The sequence below is a fragment of the Peribacillus sp. 05N428 genome (assembly GCF_056397085.1).
This window is the reverse complement of record NZ_JBFTMS010000007.1, coordinates 112,956-129,973: the sequence shown is the minus strand read 5'-3', so window position 1 is coordinate 129,973 and position 17,018 is coordinate 112,956. Positions and strand designations below refer to the sequence as shown.

Genomic DNA, 17,018 nt, shown 5'->3' with positions numbered 1-17,018 from the left:
TTTCGGCTCCCTTTTCGTAAAAGAGCGCAGCCCGAGATTATAGTATCCTAAAAAAGGCATAACTGAATAAGCCTTGCAAAAGACAATTTTTTTCAGTAAACTATAAGTAATCATTATCAGTTCGGGGCGTTCAGATATTCCAGTATCCGGCGCTCTTTTTATGTTTATTAGCGTAATTTTGTACGGAATTTCTTAACTGGCGAGAACTGGTCGTGCTTGATTCGGACATCATCCGCAGTCATTTGAACGTAGCGACGTGTCATATTTATTGAGCTGTGGCCGAGCAGTCGCATAAGAGTGTAAGGATCTCCGCCATTAAGGATGTAATTCCGTGCTGCCGTGTGTCGCCAAGTATGGGCAGTCGTACGTATCTGCTTACCAACCCCGGTAATGTCTCCGTAATACTTCAAGCGCTTATTCATTTGCGTATCCGACACTTCCTCACCGTAGCAGGACAAAAAGACCTTTTCAGCTTGCGGAAAGTGAGCCTTATTCTCATCAATTAATTCGAGTAACAATTTCAGCGTTTCAGAGGACAGAGGAATGATGCGGGCTCGCCTATTCTTGTTAAAACGCGCCGCTAGCGTAATAGTCCGAGTTTTTAAATCGATATCCTCCTGTCGTATTGAAAGTAGTTCATTTATCCTCATAGCGCTATCTAGGAGCGTCCACTGATACACGTAATCCCTAAACCCTACATATGTTCTTTGATCGCAGGCGCCCAACAATGCCTCGATTTGTTCGTCCGTAAATGACTCGATTTTATCTTCGTCTATCTTTTGACACCGGATATTGTCCATCGGATTCTTGCGCACAAACTCCTCTTTATACCAGAAGTTGAACGCCACCTTTAACGCTCTAATCCGCATATTAATCGTCGCTGATGAAAGGCCCTTCCCATGATCGTTTTGTATGAATTTATGGCCCTTGTATCGCGGAGCTTCAACTGTTAGATAGTGGATGTAATTCCGACAAACATCCGTTGTTATTTCGTGCACAAACTTAATGGAGTAATTTTCCTCGTCAAGCCATCCGGTAAAATAACGCCAAGTGTTAGAGTAATCATCACGCGTCCTATCCCGGATACCTTCTCCTATCTTTGCGGTAATAAAGTAGTTCCACGCAGGCTCTAGCGCCATGGGCTGAATATCGGATGTGACGTTCGCACGCTTGGCAACCTTAGCCCTTCGCTGCTTGATTTTCCTTTCTTCGGACATAAAAAAAGACGCCTCCCAACGTATCGTTAAATACGTCAAGAAGCGTCAAATATATGAGTTGATATCGAATTAGCTAGGGGTTTAGTACGTAACCCTCCGAAGAGTAAATACGTAATCCCCATCGCTTAACTTACCGATCACTGACCGTCAGCTAAACTTAGCAGTTCTCCGGCGTGCCGGCGTTTTTTGCCGTTTTGAAGGAAGACCCGCAACCGCATGAAGCGATGGCATTTGGGTTTTCAATCGTAAAGCCTCCACCCATCATCGTTTGTTTATAATCAATTACCGTTCCATTCAATATATCTGCATCCTCGGCATTGACAAGGATCTTAATTTCAAACTGTTCCAGCTGGCTATCTTTTTCTCCGGGCTCTTGTTCAAAGCCCATTCCGTAGGATAATCCACTGCAGCCTCCGCCTTTAACGGCCACTCTTAAAAAGGAACCCTCTTCACCATTATGTTTCATCATTTCTTTTATCTGAAAAGCGGCAGCTTCCGTTATTTGAACAACTTCACTCACAATAAATCCCTCCTTCTTCTGAATATGTGAGATAGAACCATTTCTCTTTATAGTATATACCAAAGAAATTCCCGCGCTCAATTTTCCAGCTTGGAAAAATTCATATTCCCCCACCTATTTTACCAACTAACATTAGTCTATAATAATAGGTGTAGGTATAATGGACCAATCCGTTGAACCAAATCCTAAATTACAATAAGGGGGTAATCACCATCGAAAGTATACATCCTCTATATGACAAAAGCATGGAATGCCTTTTATGCAAACAAAAGTCGACCACTAAAAAGGTCCGGTCACGTTTTGTAAAAGTTGCTAAATATGACACGGACTTTTGTCCCATTCATGCTGATTCAGCCGTAAACCCACTTTACTATAATATTTTTGTGTGCCCTCACTGCGGCTTTTCTTATTCCGAGGATTTTTCCCGGCACTTCCCCCCCACTACAATGGAAATCATTTTGGAAAAAGTCAGCTCCCAGTGGGTTCCCCATCATTTTAGCACTGAAAGATCCATTAAAGACGCGATCAATACATACAAGCTGGCGAGTTATTGCGGAGCTTTAAAAAAGGAAAAACATATAATCCTTGCTGGAATCTGTTTACGGATAGCCTGGTTATATAGGATCAAACAAAACAAGGAACAAGAAGAAAGATTTTTGAAGTTCGCCCTAAAGGAATATGAAGCATCTTATTCAACAGGGGACTTCAGCAGCACCCAGGTATCCGAAGCCCGGATCCTTTATCTCGCTGGCGAAATCTCAAGAAGGATAGGCAATGAAAAGGCAGCCATCAAGTATTTTTCATTCGTGTTCGAAAGACAAAAAAATGCCCGGGAAGCCTCCATCATTCAGATGGCCAGGGACCGCTTTCAGGAACTCAAACGGACCCAGGAAACAACCCACCCTTTGCTGCAGCACTGATAAAAAAGGGCTGTCCCTTCCAGGAACAGCCTTTATCCGCCGTTGATGATTAAGACATTTCAAATTCATCAATGTACTTATATATTTTATCTACCAATTCATCCGTTGTGTCACCAAAAACCACTTCACCGTTTACAAGTGCATATAAGTTACTGGAGCATCTGCCGCAATATCCCAGGCAACCATATTCTATGATATCCAAATTCGGATCCCGCTCCAATCTTTCCAGAGCCTCCTGAGCCCCACTGGCTAGATTGCTTACGCAAAATTCAATAATCGGGTACATTGTTTCACCTCACAGTTACTAACAACCCATCTTATTACTTTTCCCATTAACAGTCAATATTTACGCATAAAAAATAAGCCTATTTCAAGATATCGGTTGTGATTTCCTTTTATATTCGTTATACTTTTGTCGGGGTACGTAAAAAAAGAAAATTATCTAATTTTTTATTCTTACTACAAATTGGGGTATATATATTTAATTGAACTTTTAAGGGGACCATTTGGGGGAATCCTATAGTTAAGTGCTAATCAAATTTTTCAAGAGATCAAATAAAGGGGAAAAAATCATATGAAGAATCTAGTCATACTTGGTGGCGGGTATGGTGGTATGCGCATGTTGCAAAGATTGCTGCCTAATCAGCTTCCTGAAAATGTGAGCATCACGCTTATCGACCGTAATCCTTATCACTGCTTAAAAACGGAATATTATGCTTTAGCAGCAGGTACCATTCCAGATCAGCACATCCGTGTTGCATTTCCTGAACATCCTCGCTTGAAGAACGTATACGGAGAAGTACTTTCCATCGATATGGAAAATAAACAGGTCATTATAGAAAATCAAGATCCTGTCGTTTATGATGATTTAGTCATTGGCCTTGGCTGCGAAGATAAATACCACGATATTCCTGGTGCAGACATACACACTTACAGTATCCAAACAATCGATAAATCACGCCGCACATATTCAGCTTTGAATAATTTAGGTGCCGGTGCAACCGTTTCTATCGTTGGTGGCGGACTGAGCGGTGTTGAGCTTGCAAGTGAATTGATTGAAAGCCGTTCAGATTTAAACGTTAAGCTATTTGACCGTGGACCGCATATTCTATCTGCTTTCCCAGAAAGATTAAGTACTTTTGTCGAATCATGGTTCGATAAACATACCATCGAAATCGTACATCATTCAAATATTACGAAAGTTGAACCAAATCTTCTTTATAATGGCGACGAAGCCGTTCAAAGCGACGTCATCGTATGGACAGCTGGAATTCAGCCAAGCAAGATCATCCGCGATATGGATATTGAAAAAGACCGTCAAGGAAGAGCCGTTCTGACTCCTCAGCATTTCCTTCCTAATGATGACAGCATCTTTGTAGTCGGCGACTGCGCGAGCCTTCCTCATGCACCTAGTGCTCAATTAGCGGAGTCCCAAGCTGAGCAAATCGTCCAAGTCCTTGTGAAGAAATGGGCAAATGAACCACTTCCGGAAAGCTTCCCTACCATGAAATTAAAAGGAACATTAGGTTCCCTTGGGAAGAAACAAGGTTTTGGTCTTGTTGCAAATCGCCCAATCACCGGCAGAGTGGCACGCCTAATGAAATCAGGCATTCTCTGGATGTATAAGTACCATAACGGTTGATTCATAAACTGGCCCAATGAGCTGCATGCAGCCCATTCATGGGTCAGTTTTTCTTATTTCTTCCATTATATATCACACCCGCACCGAGTATCCATATTTTTCCATAGTTTCCACCACTTTTTTGAGACGGACATTTCCTTCCGCAATGATTTCACCTTCGATGAGAACCAGTGGATAAAATAAATCTTCCTCGATCATCTTCTCGGCAAAGCTCTTTTGCTTCAATGTTTCTGGTGGGTTATACATATCTATATAGGATATTTTGAATGGCTGCTCAGGAAACTTTCTCGTTAAAGCGGCTTCAAGCCACTCGCAGGTATCTTTCGAAGAGGGGAGATTCACACAACTCGCGCAAATTTGCTCCGCTCCATACACTTCTATCTCAATATCCTTCCTTACCATACTCTTCCTCCTTCTGTTTATTATAGTTGCTTCATTTGAATAATGTTTAAAACTTCACCTGTTTCCATCATACCAGAATAATATAGATTATATTTCCGCAAAGTTACAGTTGGATTTTTTATTACCTTCGCATTATAATATGATTAGGAAAGGAGTCGATTGCAATGTCTGAACAAACAATGGAAGTTCAAGTTCAAGAAGTCCTAGATAAGCTTCGTCCGTTTCTTCTTCGTGATGGCGGTGACTGTGAACTAGTTGACGTAGAAGATGGGATTGTAAAATTACGATTACTAGGAGCTTGCGGAAGCTGTCCTAGTTCGACCATTACGCTAAAAGCTGGGATTGAGCGTGCCCTACTTGAAGAAGTTCCTGGTGTAGTGGAAGTTGAACAAGTTTTCTAATAGCCCTTTAAATAACAATCAGCGTATGGATGAAGGATCACTTCATCTATACACGTTCAACCTTTTTTCATGCAGGCCGGAATCTTTTTGCGGGCTGTAATAAAAATAAAGCTGACTCGGCTTTTGCCCTATCAAATGAATTGATACGGCTTGACACGGGTCAGCTTTTTTATATGGACGGCAAATGAACACGGCTCACGATTTCAAAAACTTCAATTCCTTTTTTTCCTGTTCGGAAAGAATTGCCGTATAACTCCCATCATTATCGATTTCCAATTCCTTCACAAGGAATTCTGGAAATCTATCCTTCAATCCAGTAAGCAAACCTTCACTTTTTTCTGGAGATGCCAAGCATAAAACAGTTGGACCCGCTCCGCTTAGTGCCGCACCAAATCCGCCTTCATTAAGGACAACTTCTTCTATAAGCGCTAAATGAGGGACCAACTCCGCTCGATATGGCTGATGGAAACGATCACTTTGCATCATTTCACCAACAAGTTTCCAATCTTTCGATAGAACTCCTGCAAGCATTACATTTGCGGCTGCGCTCCCGCTTATCGCATCTTTATAGGAAAGCGAATTCGGAAGGACATTTCTTGAATCCTCAGTAAGCAATTCAAAATCGGGAATGACAGCGATCACCTTAACTCCCTCGATCGGAAACGACAGGACATCCGTCCTTTCCTCCGTATGAAGGCCCACAACCAATCCGCCATACACAGATGCCCCCGCATTATCGGGGTGCCCTTCAAAGAGGGAAGCATGCCTATTCTTCTCCTCATTTGATAAATGAAGCTCACCAACGATGTTCGCCAATTCAATTCCCGCCACAATGGCAGAGGCACTGCTTCCAAGCCCCCGCGCCAGTGGAATTTCGCTAGAGACGAAAAGCCGGCATGGGGATAGTTCCTTTCCATAGGAAGCCGCCGTCTCCTTGGCAATTTGGACGATATAATTGCGATCATCCCTTGGAAAAACAGACATTTCCTCTGAAAGCGGGACGACTTCCCAATGATCTGATGAAGATCCGTGTATTTCCAAGTAAAGCCCTAACGCCAAGCCGATGGAATCGAATCCTGGCCCTAAGTTGGCCGTACTTGCTGGTACACGGATCAAGAACATCTCTGATTCCGCACTCATGCCTGTTTCACGCCCTGCAGATGTTCTAAAATGACTTCTTCATCCATAGGCAGCAATGTAGGTTGAATCGTACTTGTATTGACTGCCACATTCGGATCCTTCAATCCATTTCCAGTCAATACAGCAACAATCTTACTTCCTTTTTTGATTTCACCGCTTTTTAATTGTTTATAGATACCTGCAATGGAAGCACATGATGCCGGCTCTGCAAATACCCCTTCTTTTTTAGCAAGGAAATGATAGGCTTCCAGAATTTCTTCGTCTGTCACCTCATCAATTTTGCCTTTGGATTCATTTGCCGCTTCCACAGCAAACTTCCAACTTGCAGGATTTCCAATCCGGATGGCCGTTGCAATCGTTTCTGGATTTTCAATAATGCTGTCCCGGACAATTGCAGCCGATCCTTCAGCTTCGAACCCTCTCATTTCAGGAAGGCCCGTTTGTTTCGCTTCGTTATATTCCTTAAAGCCTTTCCAGTAAGCCGTTATATTCCCTGCATTCCCGACTGGCAGCGCCAAAATATCCGGTGCGGAGCCGAGAGCATCACAAATTTCAAAAGCAGCTGTCTTCTGCCCTTCAATCCGGTATGGGTTGACCGAATTCACAAGAGTTATCGGTGAACTCTCACTAAGTGAACGGACGATCTTTAAAGCTTGGTCGAAGTTCCCTTCGATCGAGATGATTTCCGCTCCATACATAACGGCTTGGGCAAGCTTGCCCATCGCTATTTTACCTTCCGGGATGACGACGATACAGCGCAGGTTGGCACGGGCCGCATAAGCTGCTGCAGCTGCTGATGTATTCCCTGTGGAAGCACAGATGATCGTGTCGCTGCCCTCTTCTATCGCTTTGGCGACGGCCATGACCATTCCGCGGTCCTTAAAGGACCCAGTTGGATTTGCCCCTTCATATTTTACATGTAAGTCGATTCCCCACTCTTCGGATAATCGATTCAGTCTGATTAAAGGTGTATTGCCCTCCAAAAGGGTTAGTGCAGGCGTGTTTTCATTGACGGGTAAAAAATCTTTATACGTGCTTATAAGTCCTTGCCAGCTCATTTGATGTCCTCTCCTTCAACTCTGTATGTGCTTTTCACTTCTCTTACCATATTGTAATCATGTAATTTCTGTATTATTTGCTCAAATGCAGCCTTTGTGGCAGTATGCGTAACTAATACGATTTCGGAAGATTCCTTTTCATCCAGAGGCAATTGAAGGATTTTATCGAATCCTACCCCGTGCTCGGCAAATAAATTCGTGATTTTGGCTAAAACGCCTACTTCATCCTGAACATGTAACCGAATGAAGAATTTAGCGAAAATCTCAGTGGCATCTTTTAATTGTTTCGGGTACTGAGGTGCAACGGCACTGCGGCCATTTACGCCCAGCCTCATATTCTTGATGACCGTCACCATATCCGAAACGACTGCAGTCGCAGTAGGAAGACTGCCAGCCCCAGGTCCGTAAAACATCGTTTCCCCTACGGCTTCCCCATAAACGTATACAGCATTATACTCATTATTTACCGATGCCAACGGATGTGCTTCCGGAAGAAGTGCAGGCTGGACACTTACGTCGACCCTATCCCCTGCCCTGGAAGCGACCCCGATCAATTTCATTGTATAACCAAGCTTCTTGCTATATCTCAAATCCTCTTCGGATATCTCGGTAATGCCCTGTACCTCAACATCATTCAAGCCAATGTTCATTGAGAACCCGAGTGTTGATAGGATCGCCATTTTACGGGCCGCATCCAATCCGCCTACATCGGCTGTCGGATCGGCTTCAGCAAATCCCAGCTCCTGGGCTTCCTTCAATACGTCATCATAAGCTCTGCCTTCCTTGCTCATTTTCGTTAAAATGAAGTTTGTCGTTCCATTGACGATTCCCATCATTTTCGTGATGCGGTCAGAAGATAACCCATCGACAAGACCGCGTAAAATCGGAATTCCCCCTGCAACACTTGCTTCATAGAACAAATCACATTGATTATCGGTGGCCAATTCCAACAGTTCCGGTCCATGTAAAGCCATTAGGTCTTTGTTGGCCGTAACGATATGCTTTTTATTTTTTATCGCTTCTATTAGATAGCCGCGTGTTTCTTCGATTCCGCCCATCACTTCTATTACAACATCAATCTCGGGATTCGAAAGGATATCCTCAGGATTGTCCGTTAACATTCCTTTTTCGACCGCGACAAGCCGCTCCTTCGTCGTGTCTTTCACAAGTATTTTCTTAATGGATATGGAACAGCCCACTTGATGCATGAGCTTGTCCTGATGGCTTTCAATGATTTGTACGACTCCTGATCCGACTGTACCTAACCCCAATAAACCGATCGAGATGGCTTTCATATCTTGGTTCCCCCTTAAAACTGTTTGCCTGAAGAAAACATTTGTATTTGTATAGTAGACATTATAAGTTTAATTCACATAATTATCAATAGTTAGAAAAGATGGATGCACGAATTTTTTCGTCCATCCCTTGAACGAGTAAGATCCGGTAACGTTAATTTTTTTATGGGAAAACCATTTTGATGATTATTACTTAACGCTCTTCAATGAATCATTTGTACCCATTACAATATGCGGCTTTAGCATGGGATCCATCCATTTCAGTAAACTGAGGACATTCCTTTCGGCCGTGGCTGTACATCCCGCCGTCGGTTTTGTACCCCCTCTCCATATATGGAGAAAGATTGCACTGCCTTTTCCTTTTATGATGGGATCCGTATTATAATTGATGACCGCTCCATACTTATAGAGTTCATGATTCATCCTTTCAAAAGACTTCCATTTAACTGAAGGATTTCCTTTATAGGTTTTCCACTTGTTATAATCCCTGGATGTCTGATCATCAATCCAGTAGTCATATTTGGTCGTTTTCTTATAACTCATTTTCATACCGGCCGGCTTCGTTTCGCTCCCAAAGGCCGTACCAAAGGAATAAATTCCAACCGGAGATTTCCCATCCCCCTCTTTTTTGCTCTTCGTGAAGCCGTTCTTCCCAATGACACCCTCCATCTTCTTCAATGCACGGCGCCATTCCCCTTGTTTCTTCTCATAAGTTTGGATCGTGACCTTCGTATCACTCATCGATTTACCTGTCGCCGATACAACTTGGTTAACGCCTTTCCTCCTATCGAATTTCTTCAGAAGAGCTTTTTCATCAGCACTGAAAACCTCTTTTACATCTGCCATATTGATATATGCGGCCTTATTTGCGTGACAGATTTTATACCAGTTTCCAGTTCTCCCGTTTGCCGATAATTCTTTATTTTTCTTATACGTTTTTAACGTTTTACTGGCAGCCGACGTCTTTTCTTTCACATCCGCTTCAGACTTCATGACAATCCTGAATTGAGTCGATTCGCAACTTGTTTTCGATTCGGCTTTCGCAAGATTCGCCGTTTGGATGATTAAAAAGGCTATAAGGGCGGCCATCATCAATCTTTTCATGATCCCATCCTTCCGCAGTGATTAAATATCTAATTATTCTAAAAAATCTTGTTATCATCATAACATAGTAAGTAAGAATGAATCATATTTCTTTCCCGTTTTTATCTAAATCCAGTCAATTTTAGGCAAATCATATTGCTTGGCAGGGACCTCTGCCAATTCATAAAAATGTTTGAGGAAGGACTCATATTGTTGGGAGGATTTCGTGATCGAAGCTATTTTATCCTCCAATTCATTCGACCTTGATTCCGTCGTTTTTGAAAAATACTCTTCCACCGTTTCAAAATAATGAATGGGAAACAGCATCCTCGAATATAACAACCGGGCTGAAAAACTGGAGAAGGGTTCTATGGACTGATATTCGTGAAAGAAATGGCCAATGCCCCGCTGATGTGTATGCACATTTTGAAAATAATGTTCCCTCACCCATTCCGCGACATCCCTGGTTCCGTGGTCGAATACCCAATCGAACGGATTTTTCATCCACTTATTGCTTTTCCAGGTATCATGTAAAAAACGTTCATAACATACCGTTCCGCTATCGACAATTTGCGGGGTATCATCTATTTCCGTGTCGACTAAATATTGAATCGCATTTTCACCTAGGACCATATAATAGGGAAAGGTTTCTATAAATAATTTTTCAAACTGGTTATCAGGATGGGCGTTGAGCTTATCCCGCCAAATCTTTTCTAACTGATCGATCCTTTGTTCCCAGAGCTCTTTCCATTTACCGATCCTTGAACATGTTCGAATCGTTTCATTAATCGTTCGACCACGCTGATGGAATCTTGCCAGACGTCTCCCCGGGTTGAAATTTCTCGGACCTTCCAATGCCTGATTGGCGAGAAGGATGAATAATTGTTCATCCGCTTCCGAAACATAACTTCCATGATTGGCAAGGACAAAGGCGGATACGTGACGATCACCTTGTGAAATCAGATGTTGAGACATTTTATACCGTTCCACTAATTCCTCCTGCTCCATATTTTCAATGGGAACGATACTGTACACCATATTTCCTGAACGGAAGCTTGGAAACCTGACATTGGCTTCTTCAAGCTCCACCTGTATGCCATAATTATTAAAAATGATTTCTTCTATCATGGAATGGCCTCCTTCATCAAATGGATATAATAGAAATATTGGACATCATATACTTATATATATGTGGAATAACCCGTTTTCTGAATGATTATCGAAACCTTATTAGAAATTCCAATCAAAACATCTTCCATAGGTTTTCAGTTTAATCAAATCAAACTACCTGCATTAGAACTATCCCTTTAAAATATAGAGAAATGGGTGATGAAATGGCTAATATTGAACAATCAATGTCTGAAAAAACGGCTCGGAAATGGCTAATTGAACGAGGAGTGAAATTGGAGGATATCGCTGAGCTTGTCATGTATTTACAATCCGGCTACCATGAAAATCTCCAAATGTCCGACTGCCTTCACAATGTCGAACGGGTCCTTTCAAAACGCGAGGTCCAAAATGCCATCCTTACCGGCATACAGTTGGATATTCTTGCTGAGAAAAAACTGCTCGAGGAGCCTCTGCTGAGCATCATTGAAATAGATGAAGGCCTATATGGGGTCGATGAAATATTGGCTTTTTCAATTGTGAATGTTTATGGATCCATCGGCTTTACCAATTATGGTTTCATCGATAAACAAAAGCCGGGTATCTTAAAATATTTAAATGATAAAAGCACAGGTAAGGTGAACACCTTTTTAGATGATATCGTTGGGGCAATTGCCGCTGCCGCTTCAAGCCGGCTTGCCCATAGAACCGAAAATGCGGAATAGTAAACGAATGATATTCACGACATGAAAAAAACCAGGGCTGCATTCGCAGACCTGGTTTTTTTCATTCAAAGCGCCATAAGTCAAGGGTGTCCACCACATGCGTAGGCTGCTCCTTATATTGCTTTAAACGTTCTTTTGTCGTTACGCCAGTATGTACAAGCAGTGTATCGATCCCAGCATTAATGCCGGCAAGGATATCCGTATCATAGTTATCTCCAACCATGATTGTCTCTTCTTTAGGAACCCCCAATACTCTTAGGGCTTGCTCCACTATGACGGATTCTGGCTTGCCAATGAAAATCGGCTGTACTTGGGTCGAAACGGAAACAACGGAGGTCAAGGAACCATTCCCCGGCAAAAGGCCTTGCTCGGTAGGAATGGCAATATCACCATTGGTCGAAATGAAAACAGCACCATTTCTTACAGCAAGACAGGCTTTTGACAACTTTTCATAATTGACGCCGCGGTCGATGCCCATGACCAGATAATCGGGATGCTCTTCCACAAGCTTCATTCCCTTTTCCTTAAGAGCCTCGATGATGCCTTCTTCACCCACCACATAGACCGATGCACCTTTCTTTTGTTCAGCTATGTAATTGGCAGTGGCCATGCTTGTCGTGAAAACCTGGTCATCCTCCGTCGAGATGCCGATGCTTCTCAATTTATCCGCTACCTGTGCCGGAGTCCGGGATGAATTATTGGTGACGAATAAATAAGGGATGTCCCTTTTCCTTAAGTCATTAATAAACCCTGCCGCTTCCGCAATTTGTTCCGTTCCGCGATACATGGTGCCATCTAAGTCAATTAAATATCCTTTATACGACTTCATTTGAAATTCGCCTTCCTAACGCTGCTAGTTTTTAAAAGCTGAAACAGGTCCCAATTCATTCGTTAAATAGTTCCTCACCAAATCAGGGAATTGCTTGAATGCCTCGATATTTTCCGAAAATACGGCATGCAGTTCTTTGTGATCCACTTCAATGAAGTCTTGAACCAGCATTTTCCTTAATGGCAAAACCTTTTTGAATTGCATCGCTTTTTCTTCTGAAATCACTTTTTCATCTTGAAGGATATCGATAATATCCTCATAACTTCCTGGATCACGCATAATGAAACCATCAATTACCGCATTTCCTACATCCAACACGGAATCGATGGAAGTTTGTATAAGCCTTTCAGCGATAAGTTCCGAATGGTCTCCATCCCAATTATCCTGCCCCTCAAAAAGTCCAAGCTGCTTTTCAAGAAAACCTAATATTTGTTCAATCTTTTGGCGGTCTACAAAGTACATTTTTTCCAGATCCTTTCTGATCTAAGATGATATAGGGAATCATTGGTTGAATGAGCGGCATAGTCAAAAACGCTGTGCCGAACCAACCTTATTCCTTGATAATACCATAGCTTCTCCCTTACTCTCAATTCCTTCAACCACACATTGCCTTTTCTACGGGGGTGCATTTCCAGACGTACACTCCCCGATTCCATTTATATTCTTGCCATTTTCATTTAATCGATGAATGCCATTATTGCTGAAGCGATGTTCTTCAGCCTGTAGCCCCGAAAAATGTCTGTTCCCCTATTGAAGTCACTTTGTTATGATGGAAATACAAATGTGAAGATACGGAGGGAATGATACTATGGAAGATCGCTTTTATTTATACAATGACGTCGTTGATTCAAAAACCCGGTTCATTAGCTTCATGGGAGAGGAATCAAGATTCGATCTGGCCATTACGGCAACCGATCGTTTCTATGGAAAGAAGCTTGTTTTAAATATGCAGAGTAACCGATTCGCGATTATTGGGCCTGATGATTTGGAAGAGGAAGGCTATCTTGAGCATGCCTTTCACTTGTCGGAAGCGGAAGCCGAAGAACTTCGTCACTTTTTAATGGAAATCGTCTGAGTGCTGAAGTTTTTTAGCTTAAACGGGAAACCTACTGAGTGTAAGATCGATTACATGAGGGGGGATTATCTTGGACAAAGAAGAATACCACGATTTTTCCAATGTCGAAAAACAGAGGGATTATTTAATTCCTGAAGAATTTCCCGAAGGACCTTTTGGATCAGCCATAGCAAAAGATGAACCAGTTCAGAATAAAAATACCCCGTGGCAGGAAGGGCAACGATATCAAAGTGCCTTTAATTATGAAAATAAATCGTTACATGAGGGTATACCTCGACAATATCCTGGGGCTCATCCGACACATGATGATTCAGAAAAAGACGAACAGCCTCCATATAAAGGATATGGTAACTCTTAACATGGAAGGCCAGAGTGAATTCTGGCCTTTTTATTTCTTTATTTTCTTCACGACGAAATAAGGACAGCCAAAATTACAGTATTCATATAAATATTCACTAAGCGTGCTTATTTTCGTATCAAAGGTCGCTTTCTGATTGGAATCATCAAAAAATCCACGCAGCCTCAATTGCCCGTAACCCCAATCCCCCACTATATAATCATACTTCGTTAAAATCTCGCTGTATCTGGCTTTAAAGGCTTCTTCGTTATAGCCTTCCCTTTCATCCTCGATTATTTCATAGGTCATGTTATTGATGTTAATCATTGTTTTCACCTCTCATATATACATTCCTTCTTTAAATTATAACTGATTCCCCATCAATTACTAAGCGAAAAATAGAGAAATATGTTCATCCTAAAGTTATGGGGGTGTTATTGATGAAAAAAACGATAATAACGATAGGTTTAAGCACGATTATTGCACTAACCGGATGTGCTGATAAAGAAGAAGACAAGGGGCTAGGTGCAAAAAACAATGCCGGTAACCCAACAAACGTAAATAATCCAACTCAATATTATGATGAGGATTATCGTAATAATGACAATAAAAGTGATGATTTCGGTTTTACACGCACAAATAGTGCAACCATTGACGGCCGTAACATTTCAAACAAAGCTGCTTCAATTGACCGTGAACAACTTTCTGATGTCATTTCTAAACTGAGTGTTCAGATTCCAAATGTCAATGATGCCGCTACCCTCGTTACTGATGAGGAAGTGCTTGTCGTATATGATACCAATGCAAAGGATCGGACGGAAACCGCAGACCAGGTTAAACGTACTGCCATGTCCGTCGTGCCTCGCTACTATCATGTCTATGTCAGTGATGATTATCAAAACCTTGCCCAGGATGTCGAGAATTTCGCTACAGTGAAATCCGGCAGCAGAGGGATTGACTATACGATTGAACAAACCATCAAGAGAATGCTGAAGTCGCCTCAAGGATACAAAATGAGTGGCGAAGAAAATGAAAACGGTGAAATGGTCAACGATAAAAGAGATCATCATGATAACATCCATCAAAAAATGGATAACCGTTGAATACAAAAGGACCGAATTTTTTCGGTCCTTTATTTCACTCTATTTCAATAATTCTTCACCTTTGTTTTGCTTATGTTTTGCCGCAGCATTAACCTGTTCATCCGCATGGTAGGATGAACGGACAAGCGGACCTGATTCACAATGGCTGAATCCTTTTTCCAATGCACGTTCTTTCAGTTCGGCAAATTCTTCAGGCGTGTAGTATTTCAGCACTTTTAAATGCTTTTTAGTCGGCTGCAAATACTGACCGATTGTCATGATATCCACATTATTGGCCCTTAGGTCATCCATGGTCTCAAGGATTTCCTCCCGCGTTTCACCCAGACCTACCATTAAACTGGACTTTGTCGGTATTTCCGGATACAGTTCCTTGGCTCTTCTTAGAAGCTCCAATGAACGATCATACTTGGCCTGAGCCCGTACACGGTCCGATAAACTTCTGACAGTCTCTATATTATGGTTCAGGATATCCGGTTTAGCATCCATCAAAGTCTTGATATTTTCAAACACCCCGCCCATATCAGACGGCAATACTTCAATTGATGTAAATGGATTTTTGCGGCGGATGGCACGGACCGTTTCAGCGAAAACTTCAGCGCCTCCATCCTTTAAATCATCACGGGCAACAGCTGTAATGACGACATGCTTTAAATTCATCAAAACAACGGAATCGGCAACACGCTCCGGCTCAGCCCAGTCCAATTCATTCGGACGTCCGGTTGTTACTGCACAGAAACGGCAAGCCCTTGTACAGATTTCACCTAGAATCATGAAAGTAGCCGTCCTTCTCACTGCCCAGCATTCGTGAATATTCGGACATTTTGCCTCTTCACAGACAGTATGAAGATTTTTCTCGCGCATCATATTTTTTAAACCGAGGTAATTTTCGTTAGTATTAAGCTTTATTTTCAACCAATCTGGTTTTCGAAGAATTTCTTTATTTGTAGAAGACATGAAAATGCCACTCCATTCTATAGAAATTAACACACCCTACTTTAACAATAAAAAAGCATTTATACAAGTTATAGTTGGTTTCCCATTATTTATTTTTCATGTTTATTGCCAAATCAGCAAAACTATAAAAGATGGATGGACTGATGTCTTTTAATAACGGAGAATATCATGAAAGGAGCCTGCCCCGTTGAAAAAATTATTCCTTCTAACGATAACTTGTTTGTTTATCTTGGCACCAGGCCAAGTCGCCAATGCTGCCGATGCCCCTGATGTTTATGCCGGGAGAATGGCGCTATATAAAAATATGGAGGCTGCCCTCCAAATCCCGTGGTATTACCTTGCTGGAGCAGATCAATATGAGCACAGCCTAAGGGCTGCACGAAGGGATTTAGAGCCGTCAAAGGGTTTTATAGGCATCCACATCGAGCCTTCAAAATGGAGCGGGGCTCTCAATCCTGACTTAAACGATGTGAACCCGCTCACGATCACATTTTTTGATGGGTTGGGCCAGGATGGCAATGGTGATGGCAAAGCGGATATCACTAATGATACCGATCGATTGTATGCTTTTTCGAAGCATCTCCAGGCATATGGTGCAGATGAAGATAATATCCGAATCGGCTTGTGGGATTATTATAAACGCGATAAAGCCGTCAGCATCATTATCGGCAATGCCGAGATTTATAAGAAATACGGCCGGTTGGACCTGCATGAAAAAGCCTTCCCGGTTCCAGTACGGACTCATTATACGTACTTGAATACATGGGGAAGCGCTCGCGGATGGGGCGGAAGGAGAATCCATGAAGGCACTGATATTTTTGCGGATTATAGCCTTCCCGTTCGTTCCACGAGCTATGGAATCATTGAAATGAAAGGCTGGAATAAATTCGGAGGTTGGAGGATCGGGATACGGGATTTAAATAATACCTATCATTACTTTGCCCATTTAAGCGGCTTCGCCAAAGGGTTGAAAGTCGGACAAATCGTTGAGCCCGGACAAGTCATCGGGGGTGTCGGCAGTACAGGCTATGGCCCTCCAGGAACTTCCGGAAAATTCCCTCCTCACCTTCATTACGGAATGTACAAAGACAACGGAATCACAGAATGGAGCTTTGACCCTTACCCCTATTTAAAATTGTGGGAAAGGAAAGATCTGGCCAAAAAGAAATAGTGAGCGGCGTGAATTTTACGCTGCTTTTTTTTGATTCGA

The 17,018-nt window shown here is 42.3% G+C and carries 21 protein-coding genes; 8 read left to right on the top strand and 13 right to left on the bottom strand.

Annotated features, from left to right (window positions below; all coding sequences use genetic code 11):
* Positions 1-167: 167 nt before the first annotated feature.
* A complete protein-coding gene (locus AC1DIV_RS09530; RefSeq protein ID WP_340878027.1) occupies positions 168-1,217 on the bottom strand; it encodes a tyrosine-type recombinase/integrase in 1,050 nt (349 codons plus the stop codon).
* A 157-nt stretch (positions 1,218-1,374) separates the two neighbouring features.
* Complete coding sequence (locus tag AC1DIV_RS09525) at positions 1,375-1,737, bottom strand: HesB/IscA family protein (protein WP_063574759.1); 363 nt, start codon at positions 1,735-1,737, stop codon at positions 1,375-1,377.
* A 173-nt stretch (positions 1,738-1,910) separates the two neighbouring features.
* Between AC1DIV_RS09525 and AC1DIV_RS09520 the strand changes: the two genes are divergently transcribed.
* A complete protein-coding gene (locus tag AC1DIV_RS09520) occupies positions 1,911-2,657 on the top strand; it encodes a DUF2225 domain-containing protein (protein WP_340878030.1) in 747 nt (248 codons plus the stop codon).
* 49 nt (positions 2,658-2,706) lie between these two features.
* Here the strand turns inward: AC1DIV_RS09520 and AC1DIV_RS09515 are convergent, their stop codons facing one another.
* On the bottom strand, positions 2,707-2,943 hold the full coding sequence (locus tag AC1DIV_RS09515; protein ID WP_034310204.1) for a YuzB family protein: 237 nt from the start codon (positions 2,941-2,943) through the stop codon (positions 2,707-2,709).
* Positions 2,944-3,231: 288 nt separating this feature from the next.
* On the opposite strand from AC1DIV_RS09515, the gene AC1DIV_RS09510 reads away from it, so the two are divergent.
* Positions 3,232-4,299, top strand: a complete 1,068-nt coding sequence (locus AC1DIV_RS09510; RefSeq protein ID WP_048687320.1) for an NAD(P)/FAD-dependent oxidoreductase — start codon at positions 3,232-3,234, stop codon at positions 4,297-4,299.
* Between the two features lie 72 nt (positions 4,300-4,371).
* Here AC1DIV_RS09510 and AC1DIV_RS09505 read toward each other — a convergent pair whose 3' ends face one another.
* Positions 4,372-4,701, bottom strand: a complete 330-nt coding sequence (locus AC1DIV_RS09505; RefSeq protein ID WP_034310202.1) for a YuzD family protein — start codon at positions 4,699-4,701, stop codon at positions 4,372-4,374.
* Positions 4,702-4,865: 164 nt separating this feature from the next.
* Here AC1DIV_RS09505 and AC1DIV_RS09500 point away from each other — a divergent pair, with 164 nt between their 5' ends.
* Positions 4,866-5,102, top strand: coding sequence for a NifU family protein (locus AC1DIV_RS09500; RefSeq protein WP_034310199.1), 237 nt, complete (start codon positions 4,866-4,868; stop codon positions 5,100-5,102).
* A 195-nt stretch (positions 5,103-5,297) separates the two neighbouring features.
* Here the strand turns inward: AC1DIV_RS09500 and thrB are convergent, their stop codons facing one another.
* From thrB to yutH, 5 genes are all read right to left on the bottom strand, one after another.
* Positions 5,298-6,242: a homoserine kinase gene (gene thrB / locus AC1DIV_RS09495; RefSeq protein WP_323596180.1), complete on the bottom strand. Its 945-nt coding sequence runs from the start codon at positions 6,240-6,242 to the stop codon at positions 5,298-5,300.
* Positions 6,239-7,300: a threonine synthase gene (thrC, locus tag AC1DIV_RS09490; protein ID WP_323596182.1), complete on the bottom strand. Its 1,062-nt coding sequence runs from the start codon at positions 7,298-7,300 to the stop codon at positions 6,239-6,241. Before thrC ends, thrB begins: the two co-directional genes overlap by 4 nt.
* Entirely contained in the window at positions 7,297-8,595 is a 1,299-nt protein-coding gene (locus AC1DIV_RS09485; RefSeq protein ID WP_034310194.1) for a homoserine dehydrogenase, read from the bottom strand. The genes thrC and AC1DIV_RS09485 overlap by 4 nt, the downstream gene beginning before the upstream one ends.
* A gap of 189 nt (positions 8,596-8,784) precedes the next feature.
* Positions 8,785-9,699 (bottom strand): L,D-transpeptidase family protein, encoded by a 915-nt coding sequence (locus AC1DIV_RS09480; RefSeq protein WP_340878032.1) that lies wholly within the window; start codon positions 9,697-9,699, stop codon positions 8,785-8,787.
* A gap of 105 nt (positions 9,700-9,804) precedes the next feature.
* The gene (gene yutH, locus AC1DIV_RS09475) at positions 9,805-10,806 is read right to left on the bottom strand and encodes a spore coat putative kinase YutH (protein ID WP_063595838.1); all 1,002 of its coding nucleotides are present in this window, start codon (positions 10,804-10,806) and stop codon (positions 9,805-9,807) included.
* Positions 10,807-11,012: 206 nt separating this feature from the next.
* Here yutH and AC1DIV_RS09470 point away from each other — a divergent pair, with 206 nt between their 5' ends.
* Positions 11,013-11,510: a phosphatidylglycerophosphatase A family protein gene (locus AC1DIV_RS09470; protein ID WP_034311650.1), complete on the top strand. Its 498-nt coding sequence runs from the start codon at positions 11,013-11,015 to the stop codon at positions 11,508-11,510.
* A 61-nt stretch (positions 11,511-11,571) separates the two neighbouring features.
* Here AC1DIV_RS09470 and AC1DIV_RS09465 read toward each other — a convergent pair whose 3' ends face one another.
* Together AC1DIV_RS09465 and AC1DIV_RS09460 are read right to left on the bottom strand one after the other, a co-directional pair.
* Positions 11,572-12,339, bottom strand: coding sequence for a TIGR01457 family HAD-type hydrolase (locus tag AC1DIV_RS09465; RefSeq protein WP_048688258.1), 768 nt, complete (start codon positions 12,337-12,339; stop codon positions 11,572-11,574).
* A 24-nt stretch (positions 12,340-12,363) separates the two neighbouring features.
* A complete protein-coding gene (locus AC1DIV_RS09460; RefSeq protein WP_048688255.1) occupies positions 12,364-12,801 on the bottom strand; it encodes a DUF86 domain-containing protein in 438 nt (145 codons plus the stop codon).
* A 346-nt stretch (positions 12,802-13,147) separates the two neighbouring features.
* Between AC1DIV_RS09460 and AC1DIV_RS09455 the strand changes: the two genes are divergently transcribed.
* A complete protein-coding gene (locus AC1DIV_RS09455; RefSeq protein ID WP_340878034.1) occupies positions 13,148-13,414 on the top strand; it encodes a DUF3055 domain-containing protein in 267 nt (88 codons plus the stop codon).
* A gap of 70 nt (positions 13,415-13,484) precedes the next feature.
* Positions 13,485-13,772: a cytosolic protein gene (locus AC1DIV_RS09450; protein ID WP_134782572.1), complete on the top strand. Its 288-nt coding sequence runs from the start codon at positions 13,485-13,487 to the stop codon at positions 13,770-13,772.
* A 30-nt stretch (positions 13,773-13,802) separates the two neighbouring features.
* Here AC1DIV_RS09450 and AC1DIV_RS09445 read toward each other — a convergent pair whose 3' ends face one another.
* Positions 13,803-14,078: a YutD family protein gene (locus AC1DIV_RS09445; RefSeq protein WP_034310177.1), complete on the bottom strand. Its 276-nt coding sequence runs from the start codon at positions 14,076-14,078 to the stop codon at positions 13,803-13,805.
* A gap of 113 nt (positions 14,079-14,191) precedes the next feature.
* Between AC1DIV_RS09445 and AC1DIV_RS09440 the strand changes: the two genes are divergently transcribed.
* On the top strand, positions 14,192-14,854 hold the full coding sequence (locus AC1DIV_RS09440; protein WP_340878036.1) for a YhcN/YlaJ family sporulation lipoprotein: 663 nt from the start codon (positions 14,192-14,194) through the stop codon (positions 14,852-14,854).
* Positions 14,855-14,893: 39 nt separating this feature from the next.
* Here the strand turns inward: AC1DIV_RS09440 and lipA are convergent, their stop codons facing one another.
* Positions 14,894-15,808: a lipoyl synthase gene (lipA, locus tag AC1DIV_RS09435; protein WP_048688246.1), complete on the bottom strand. Its 915-nt coding sequence runs from the start codon at positions 15,806-15,808 to the stop codon at positions 14,894-14,896.
* A gap of 187 nt (positions 15,809-15,995) precedes the next feature.
* On the opposite strand from lipA, the gene AC1DIV_RS09430 reads away from it, so the two are divergent.
* Positions 15,996-16,979, top strand: coding sequence for a M23 family metallopeptidase (locus AC1DIV_RS09430; protein WP_048688244.1), 984 nt, complete (start codon positions 15,996-15,998; stop codon positions 16,977-16,979).
* The last annotated feature ends 39 nt before the right edge of the window (positions 16,980-17,018 follow it).

Excerpts from the sequence above, each read along its gene's own strand:
- AC1DIV_RS09530 (WP_340878027.1), bottom strand. The coding sequence starts at position 1,217 with ATGTCCGAAGAAAGGAAAATCAAGCAGCGAAGGGCTAAGGTTGCCAAG.
- AC1DIV_RS09515 (WP_034310204.1), bottom strand. The coding sequence starts at position 2,943 with ATGTACCCGATTATTGAATTTTGCGTAAGCAATCTAGCCAGTGGGGCT.
- AC1DIV_RS09510 (WP_048687320.1), top strand. The coding sequence starts at position 3,232 with ATGAAGAATCTAGTCATACTTGGTGGCGGGTATGGTGGTATGCGCATG.
- AC1DIV_RS09505 (WP_034310202.1), bottom strand. The coding sequence starts at position 4,701 with ATGGTAAGGAAGGATATTGAGATAGAAGTGTATGGAGCGGAGCAAATT.
- AC1DIV_RS09500 (WP_034310199.1), top strand. The coding sequence starts at position 4,866 with ATGTCTGAACAAACAATGGAAGTTCAAGTTCAAGAAGTCCTAGATAAG.
- thrB (WP_323596180.1), bottom strand. The coding sequence starts at position 6,242 with ATGAGTGCGGAATCAGAGATGTTCTTGATCCGTGTACCAGCAAGTACG.
- thrC (WP_323596182.1), bottom strand. The coding sequence starts at position 7,300 with ATGAGCTGGCAAGGACTTATAAGCACGTATAAAGATTTTTTACCCGTC.
- AC1DIV_RS09485 (WP_034310194.1), bottom strand. The coding sequence starts at position 8,595 with ATGAAAGCCATCTCGATCGGTTTATTGGGGTTAGGTACAGTCGGATCA.
- AC1DIV_RS09480 (WP_340878032.1), bottom strand. The coding sequence starts at position 9,699 with ATGAAAAGATTGATGATGGCCGCCCTTATAGCCTTTTTAATCATCCAA.
- yutH (WP_063595838.1), bottom strand. The coding sequence starts at position 10,806 with ATGATAGAAGAAATCATTTTTAATAATTATGGCATACAGGTGGAGCTT.
- AC1DIV_RS09470 (WP_034311650.1), top strand. The coding sequence starts at position 11,013 with ATGGCTAATATTGAACAATCAATGTCTGAAAAAACGGCTCGGAAATGG.
- AC1DIV_RS09465 (WP_048688258.1), bottom strand. The coding sequence starts at position 12,339 with ATGAAGTCGTATAAAGGATATTTAATTGACTTAGATGGCACCATGTAT.
- AC1DIV_RS09460 (WP_048688255.1), bottom strand. The coding sequence starts at position 12,801 with ATGTACTTTGTAGACCGCCAAAAGATTGAACAAATATTAGGTTTTCTT.
- AC1DIV_RS09455 (WP_340878034.1), top strand. The coding sequence starts at position 13,148 with ATGGAAGATCGCTTTTATTTATACAATGACGTCGTTGATTCAAAAACC.
- AC1DIV_RS09445 (WP_034310177.1), bottom strand. The coding sequence starts at position 14,078 with ATGATTAACATCAATAACATGACCTATGAAATAATCGAGGATGAAAGG.
- AC1DIV_RS09440 (WP_340878036.1), top strand. The coding sequence starts at position 14,192 with ATGAAAAAAACGATAATAACGATAGGTTTAAGCACGATTATTGCACTA.
- lipA (WP_048688246.1), bottom strand. The coding sequence starts at position 15,808 with ATGTCTTCTACAAATAAAGAAATTCTTCGAAAACCAGATTGGTTGAAA.